The 6,100-nt window shown below is 71.3% G+C and carries 4 protein-coding genes and 1 pseudogene; 1 reads left to right on the plus strand and 4 read right to left on the minus strand.

Annotation, left to right across the window (positions count from 1 at the left end):
• Positions 1 to 31: 31 nt before the first annotated feature.
• The 3 genes and pseudogenes from MBELCI_RS22910 to MBELCI_RS06755 all read right to left on the minus strand — a co-directional run bounded on the left by MBELCI_RS22910 (position 32) and on the right by MBELCI_RS06755 (position 4,114).
• Positions 32 to 2,274 (minus strand): annotated as a pseudogene (locus MBELCI_RS22910) (peptidoglycan -binding protein).
• A gap of 3 nt (positions 2,275 to 2,277) precedes the next feature.
• Positions 2,278 to 3,462 carry a hypothetical protein gene (locus MBELCI_RS06750; RefSeq protein ID WP_021693417.1) on the minus strand — a complete coding sequence of 395 codons (1,185 nt, stop codon included), beginning with the start codon at positions 3,460 to 3,462 and terminating at the stop codon, positions 2,278 to 2,280.
• A gap of 106 nt (positions 3,463 to 3,568) precedes the next feature.
• The gene (locus MBELCI_RS06755; protein WP_021693418.1) at positions 3,569 to 4,114 is read right to left on the minus strand and encodes a gamma-glutamylcyclotransferase; all 546 of its coding nucleotides are present in this window, start codon (positions 4,112 to 4,114) and stop codon (positions 3,569 to 3,571) included.
• A 64-nt stretch (positions 4,115 to 4,178) separates the two neighbouring features.
• Here MBELCI_RS06755 and MBELCI_RS06760 point away from each other — a divergent pair, with 64 nt between their 5' ends.
• A complete protein-coding gene (locus tag MBELCI_RS06760; protein ID WP_021693419.1) occupies positions 4,179 to 5,147 on the plus strand; it encodes a DUF2125 domain-containing protein in 969 nt (322 codons plus the stop codon).
• Here MBELCI_RS06760 and MBELCI_RS21245 read toward each other — a convergent pair.
• A partial coding sequence (locus MBELCI_RS21245; RefSeq protein ID WP_235047582.1) for an extensin-like domain-containing protein occupies positions 5,144 to 6,100 on the minus strand: 957 nt, incomplete at its 5' end. The genes MBELCI_RS06760 and MBELCI_RS21245 overlap by 4 nt on opposite strands.

The raw sequence follows: 6,100 nt of genomic DNA on the forward strand, positions 1-6,100 counted from the left end.
CAGGTGCCGCTCGACATGGATGAATGACCCTTCACCGCTCGGTCAGCTTCAGCTCGATCCGCCGGTTGCGCGCGCGCGCCTGCGCCGTGTCCCCCGGGTCGAGCGGCTGGTATTCGCCAAAGCCGTTGGCGGCGAGGCGGCCGGGCGGGATGCCCTCCTCCTCGCTCATGTAGCGCACGACCGAAAGCGCGCGGGCTTGGCTCAGCTCCCAGTTGTCCCTGTAGCGGCCACCGCCCCGGATCGGGATGTCGTCGGTGTGACCATCGACCCGGATCACCCAGTCGATGCCGGGCGGGATCTCCGCGGCGATCCGACGCAGCAGCGCGGCCACCTTGGCGATCTCGGCCTTGCCCACCTCCGACAGCGTCGCCTCTCCCTGCCCGAACAGAACCTCAGAGGAGAACACGAAGCGGTCGCCCGCGATGCGCACGCCTTCCTGTCCTTCGAGCATGCCACGCAGCTCGCCGAAGAAGTTCGAGCGATACCGCTCGAGGTTCTCCGCCTCGGCGGCGAGGCGTTCGGCCTCCTCCTGAAGCCTGAGGCGCTCATCCTCCTCCAGTTCGCGTCGCCGCCGCTCCTCTGCGGCGGCGCGGGCCAGCGCGGTGGTGAGCTGCCGACCCAGATTCTCGATCTCGGCCTCGGCCACGGCTTCGGTGGTTTCGGCCCGCCCGAGCAGGCTGCGCAGTTCGGCCAAGTCCTCGCGCAACGCCGCGACCTGCGCGTTGAGCGCGGCCATGCGGCGCTGCGCCTCGGCCGAGGCGCCCTCCTCGTCCGACAGCGCGGCCCGGGCCGTGGCAAGGAGCGCCGCGCGGCGCTCGGCCTCGCTGCCTTGCCGCTCCGCCTCATCGCGCGCGGCGACAAGATCGGCCAAGGCCTGCGCCAGACGCGATTCGATCTCTGCCCGCTCCTGCTCGGTCTCGCTGCGATCCTGCGACAGGGTCTCGGCGCGGGTTTCGGCGGCCTCGCGCGCCGAGATCGCCGCCGCCAGACGGTCGGCAAGATCGGCTCGGCCCCGCTCGGCCTCTTCTCCGGCGGCGCGCGCGGCCTCGGCCTCGGCGCGGGCCGCGTCGCGGTCGAGCACCGCGGCGGCGAGCCGCGATTGCAGCTCGGCCTGCGTGGTCTCGCCCGCCGCCAGCGCCGCCTCCAATTCGGCCCGCACCGCGTCGAGATCCGCCTCGCCCGCCTCGCGCGCGGCCAGCGCGGCGGCAAGACGGGTCGAAAGATCCTCGGTCTCCGCCTCGGCCTGCACCAATGCCGCGCGGGCCTCCTCCAGTTCGGTTTCGGTCTGCTGCGCCAGATCGAGCGCGGCGGCGAGTCGGGCGTCGAGCCTTCGCCGCTGCGCAGCGCGCGGGTGAGCGCGTTCTGGCTCTCGGAGCGGGCAAGGACCGCCTCGGCGAGCGCCCGGTCGAGATCGTCGCGCGCGGCCTCGGCGGCGGCCAGAAGCGTCAGCGTCTCCTCGGCCTCGCGCCGCTTTTCCTCAAGCGTCAGCGTCATCGCAGACAGCTCGGCATCCGCGTTCTCGAGCCGGTCGCGCAACCGCTCGGCGGCGGCGGCATCGGCCAACCGCTCGGCCTCGAGCGCGGTGATCTGTTCGGCGTCTTCGTCCCTTTCGCCCTCGAGCGCCGCGATCGTCTCGGCGGCGGCATCGGCCCCGGTCTCCAAATCGGCGACCAGCGCCTCCAGCGCCTCGCGTCGCGCTGCCGCCAACCGCGCCGCCTCGGCCTGCGCGTCGATTTCGTCGCGCGCGGTAGCCAGCGCGAGGTTCGCCGCGTCGCGCGCGCCCTCGGCCTCGCCCGCGCGGTCGCGGGCGGCGTCCAAGTCCTGTTCGAGCCCGGCGACCCGGTCGCGCGCCTCGGCGCGATCGGCCAGAAGTGCCGCGACCCGCGCCTCGAAATCGGTGATTTGCGTCCGTGCGCCTTCGAGCGCCTCGTCTTGCGCCGCGCGCTCGGCCGAGAGCGTCGCGATCCGGTCGAGCTGCGCCTCGGCCTGCGCGCGCGCCTGCGCCAGCTCGTCGCTGAGCCCGCTGATCTCGGTGTCACGCTCGGCGGCGCGCGACCGTTCGAAACCGAGCGCCGCGCCGAGCCGCTCGACCTCCTCGCCCAAGGCGTCGAGTTCGCTCTCCTGTCCGGTGATGGTGTCGCGCAGCACGAATTGCATCACCGTGAAAATCGTCAGCACGAACATCAGCACCAGAAGCAGGCCGGTCATCGCATCGACGAAGCCCGGCCAGATCGAAGACTGGAAGCGGTTGGAGCTGCGACGCTTGAGGCCCATGGATCAAAGATCCGGATGGCCGCGCGTGGCGCGTAGGCCGCCGGGGTGGTTGGCCTCGCGCAGCACCCGGCTCAGCCCCGAGAGATCGGTGCGCAGCTCGACCAGCATCTCCTGACGCCCGGCGGAGATCTCCTCGAGAATGCGCAGAAGCTGCACGTCCATGTTGCGCAGGCGCATCCGCGTCTCGCTATCATTGCCACCCTCGGCGGCGCGGACCAGCGCCTCATGCACCCGCTCCTGCCCCTCCGCGATGCGTTCGAGCGCGGCCCGCTCGCCTTCGGGGTCCATGCGTTCGGCGATCCGCGTCAGCGTGTCGGTCAGCGCCGCGATCCGGGTCTCGCCGTCGCGCCGCGCCTCCTGCGTGGCGCCGACGGCGGCACTCAGCCCCTCCATCCGCGCGCCCAGATGTTCGACCATCTGCGCCAGGATCCCGCTGTCGCCGCCTTGGCCCGCATGTTCGTCGCCTGAGGCATAGCCGAGCCGGGTGATGGTCGAGAGCCATTCCTCAAGCTCGCGGTAAAACCGGTTCTGGCCATGCGTGGCGAAAAGCTCCAGAAGCCCAACCACGAGCGACCCCGCGAGGCCCAGCAGCGAGGAGGAGAACGCCGTGCCCATGCCGCCGAGCTGCGTCTCGAGCCCCTGTTGCAGCCGCCCGAAGATCGCGCTGCCGCTTTCGCCCTCGGCGGGGTTGAGCGAGCGGATCGTCTCGACGAGGGCCGGCACCGTGGTGGCGAGGCCGTAGAACGTTCCGAGCAGGCCGAGGAAGATCAGCGTGCTCGCGAGGTAGCGCGTGATCTCGCGCTCCTCGTCGATGCGCTGGGCCACCGATTCGAGGATTGAGCGGGCGCTGTCGGGCGAGATGTGTCGCCGCAGCCCGCGCGAGCGCAGCAGTGTCGCCAGCGGCAGGAGCAGTCCCGGCGCGGGGCCGATGCCCTGTGGATGGCGCGCGAAGGTCTCGATCCAGCCGACCGAGCGGATGAGCGCGATCACCTGCCAGAAGCAGGCCAGCACGCCCAGCACGAAGAAGGCCGAGATGGCGCTGTTGAGCCAGGGGTTCGACAGGAAGATGCCGCGCAGCACGTCCCAGCCCAGCACCAGCCCGGCCGCGACCAGGCCCAGCGCCAGCAGCATCGACAGGATTTGCCGGACCGGTTGAGAGAATTGCGGTTTCGCCTCTGGCTGCCTCATGCGGGGCCATGTCCTCGTGGTTGTGACGTGTGAACCATAAGGATCGCGGCGGCAGGAGGCCAATGGCCTTTCACGGCAGCGCGGCGTCCTGTGGCGGCGCCGCCTCTCAACCGCCCGCGCGCAGCGTCTTCACCCGCTCGACCAGCCAATCGAGATCCGGGTCATGCACGCCCATCTCGGTCAGATGCGCGGCGGTGTTGAAGAGGTATTCGTCATTGGGCCCGCGCCCGCCCACCGCCCCCGCGATGCGCCGCGCCTGTGTTTCGAGATCGAGCGAGACGTATTGCTCATGCGCGGGGTCGATCACATAAGTCAGCGCCTCGACCACCCGCCCATCGGTGAGCGCCAGAGGCTGGTGCGTCTCGATATAGGCCGAGGAGACCAGCTCGCGTTCGCGCAGCATGGCGATCACCGTCTCGGTTTCGGCTTCGGGCGCGCGCAGCGCCAAACCGGTGCAGACCGACCCCGGCGCGCGGTCGAGCGCCAGCACGAGGCCCGGCGTCTCCGGCGTGCCCCGATGGTGGATCGACGACATGCAAAAGCTGCGGTGCCAGCCGTCGAGCCGGGCCACCACCACCTCGCGCGGCGTGAAGCCCGGATTCCACAGAAGCGATCCGTAGCCGAAAACCCAAAGCCCAGTCTGGTCGGTCATGCTGGCCCTCCTAGCTGCCCCCCTGTAGATACCCGATCCTGAGCGGGCGAAAGGGCCTAGATACATGCGATTCATCCTCATTCTCGTGGCGCTTCTCGCGCTGGCCTTCGGCGGCTGGTGGTTCTGGGGCAGCCGCGCCGTCGACGCGCGGCTCGCAGAGCTGACGCAGGAGTTGCGGGTAGCGGGCTGGCAGGTCGATTACGCCACCGACGGCACGGAAGGCTTTCCCTACCGGTTCGATCTGGATCTGCGCGAGCTGTCGCTGGTGTCGCCCGACGGCGTCTTCGGCTGGCAGAGCCCGCGGCTTAGGGTCGTCGCGCAAAGCTATCAGCCGAACCGGCTGATCCTCGCGGCGGACGAGACGCACCGCGTCTCGATCCCGGGTCAGGACCTCGACATCACCGTCGCGGGGCCGCGCGCCTCTGGCGCGGTGGAGATCGGCGAGACGCTCCCCCTCACTGAATTCACCGCCGAGGCCGGCGATCTCGCGGTCGCCTCGTCGCAAGGCTGGGAGACCCGCGTGGCCAGCTTGCTGGCGGCGCTGCGCGCAAGCGGCGGCGTGAACGGCTATGATGCCTATGCCAAGGCGACCGATGTCGCAGTGCCGCAGATGTGGCGCGCGGCGTGGGACCCGTCGGGCCGCCTGCCTACCGAGATCGCGGCGCTGACCCTCGACGCGGAACTGGGGTTCGACGCACCGCTGACGCTTTCGGGCGCGCCTTCGCGCATCGAAAGCATCGAGCTCAGTGACCTGTCGCTCGACTGGGGCCCGGTGAGGGCGCGGGGCAATGGCGCCTTGCAGGTCGGCGCCGACGGCGTGCCCGAAGGCGAGGTGGTGCTGGAGATCACCGGTTGGGAGACGCTTCTCGATCTCGCGGCGCAAGCGCGCGTGCCGCTGGCCGAATCCTCGCTGCTGCGCGGCGCGCTGGGCACGATGGCCCAAGGCGACGTGCTCAGCGCGCCGATCACCTTCGCGAACGGGATGATGCGGCTCGGCTTCATCCCGCTGGGGCCCGCGCCCCTGTTGCGCTAACGGCAGTAGGGGCTGCGGTTCGAGGCGGTATCGAAGTGGAAATGGTCCCGATGCGCCGCGTTGGCGTCGGGGCCGAGCACGGTACCGAAGGGACCGCAGGCGGCCTTGTGCAGATCGCGCAGCGCCGGTCCCGCGCCACGGCTGTTCCAGTCCGACTGCACCGAGACCTGACGCCCGTCGCGCAGGCCCAGCGCGGTGATGTCGATGGCGCGGCCGAAAGCGTGTTCGGAGAGCTGCGCGCCTTGTTCGTTGTTGCGCGAGCGGCAGACATAGCTTCCGGCGGTGCGCAGCACGGCAAGGCCGCCGCCGGTGGCCGACAAGGCCGGCTTGGCCGACTGGCCAACCCATTCGGCCAAGGCCCGCGCCGTGTCGCAATCGACCACCGCCACCGGCAGGACCTTCACGCCATGCACCGCCGTAATGCGGACCGGGGCCTCGATGCCGCAGGCTCCCGCCCCGTTCACCGGGGCGATGCGCGCACCTTCGAGCCCCGGCACGCCGCACAAGGCCCCCGCCGCGTCGGCGGGCGGCGGCGTGCGGACGGCGGGGGCCGAGACGGCTTGCGACCGGGCCAATGAGGCGGCGATGGCGGCGGGGCGCTCTTCGGGGCGCGAGGCGGTGGTGACCGCCTCCGGCGAGGCGCTGGCGATGACAGCGGCGGGGGGGACCGGTTCGGGCGCGTCCGCTGGCACCGAGGCCGGGGCCGCTGTCGAGGCGAGGCGCGCGCGGGGCCGCGAGACGGTCAGCGGTTGGCCCGTCGCCCCGGCGAGCTCGGCGACAGGGATCTCAGCCGACGCATCGGCCGGGATCTCGGGAACGGTCTCGGCGACACGACCCACGGGACGGGTGGCGGTTTCGGGCGCCAGATCCTGCGCCGGCAGGACCACGGGCCATGCCAGAAGCAGCGCAGCCAGCGGCCAGCCGGCCCGGCTCATCCCCGGCCCTCCGATTTT

The sequence above is a fragment of the Limimaricola cinnabarinus LL-001 genome, from assembly GCF_000466965.1.
In the GTDB taxonomy this organism is placed as follows: Bacteria; Pseudomonadota; Alphaproteobacteria; order Rhodobacterales; family Rhodobacteraceae; genus Limimaricola; species Limimaricola cinnabarinus.

Excerpts from the sequence above, each read along its gene's own strand:
- MBELCI_RS06755 (WP_021693418.1), bottom strand. The coding sequence starts at position 4,114 with ATGACCGACCAGACTGGGCTTTGGGTTTTCGGCTACGGATCGCTTCTG.
- MBELCI_RS06750 (WP_021693417.1), bottom strand. The coding sequence starts at position 3,462 with ATGAGGCAGCCAGAGGCGAAACCGCAATTCTCTCAACCGGTCCGGCAA.
- MBELCI_RS06760 (WP_021693419.1), top strand. The coding sequence starts at position 4,179 with ATGCGATTCATCCTCATTCTCGTGGCGCTTCTCGCGCTGGCCTTCGGC.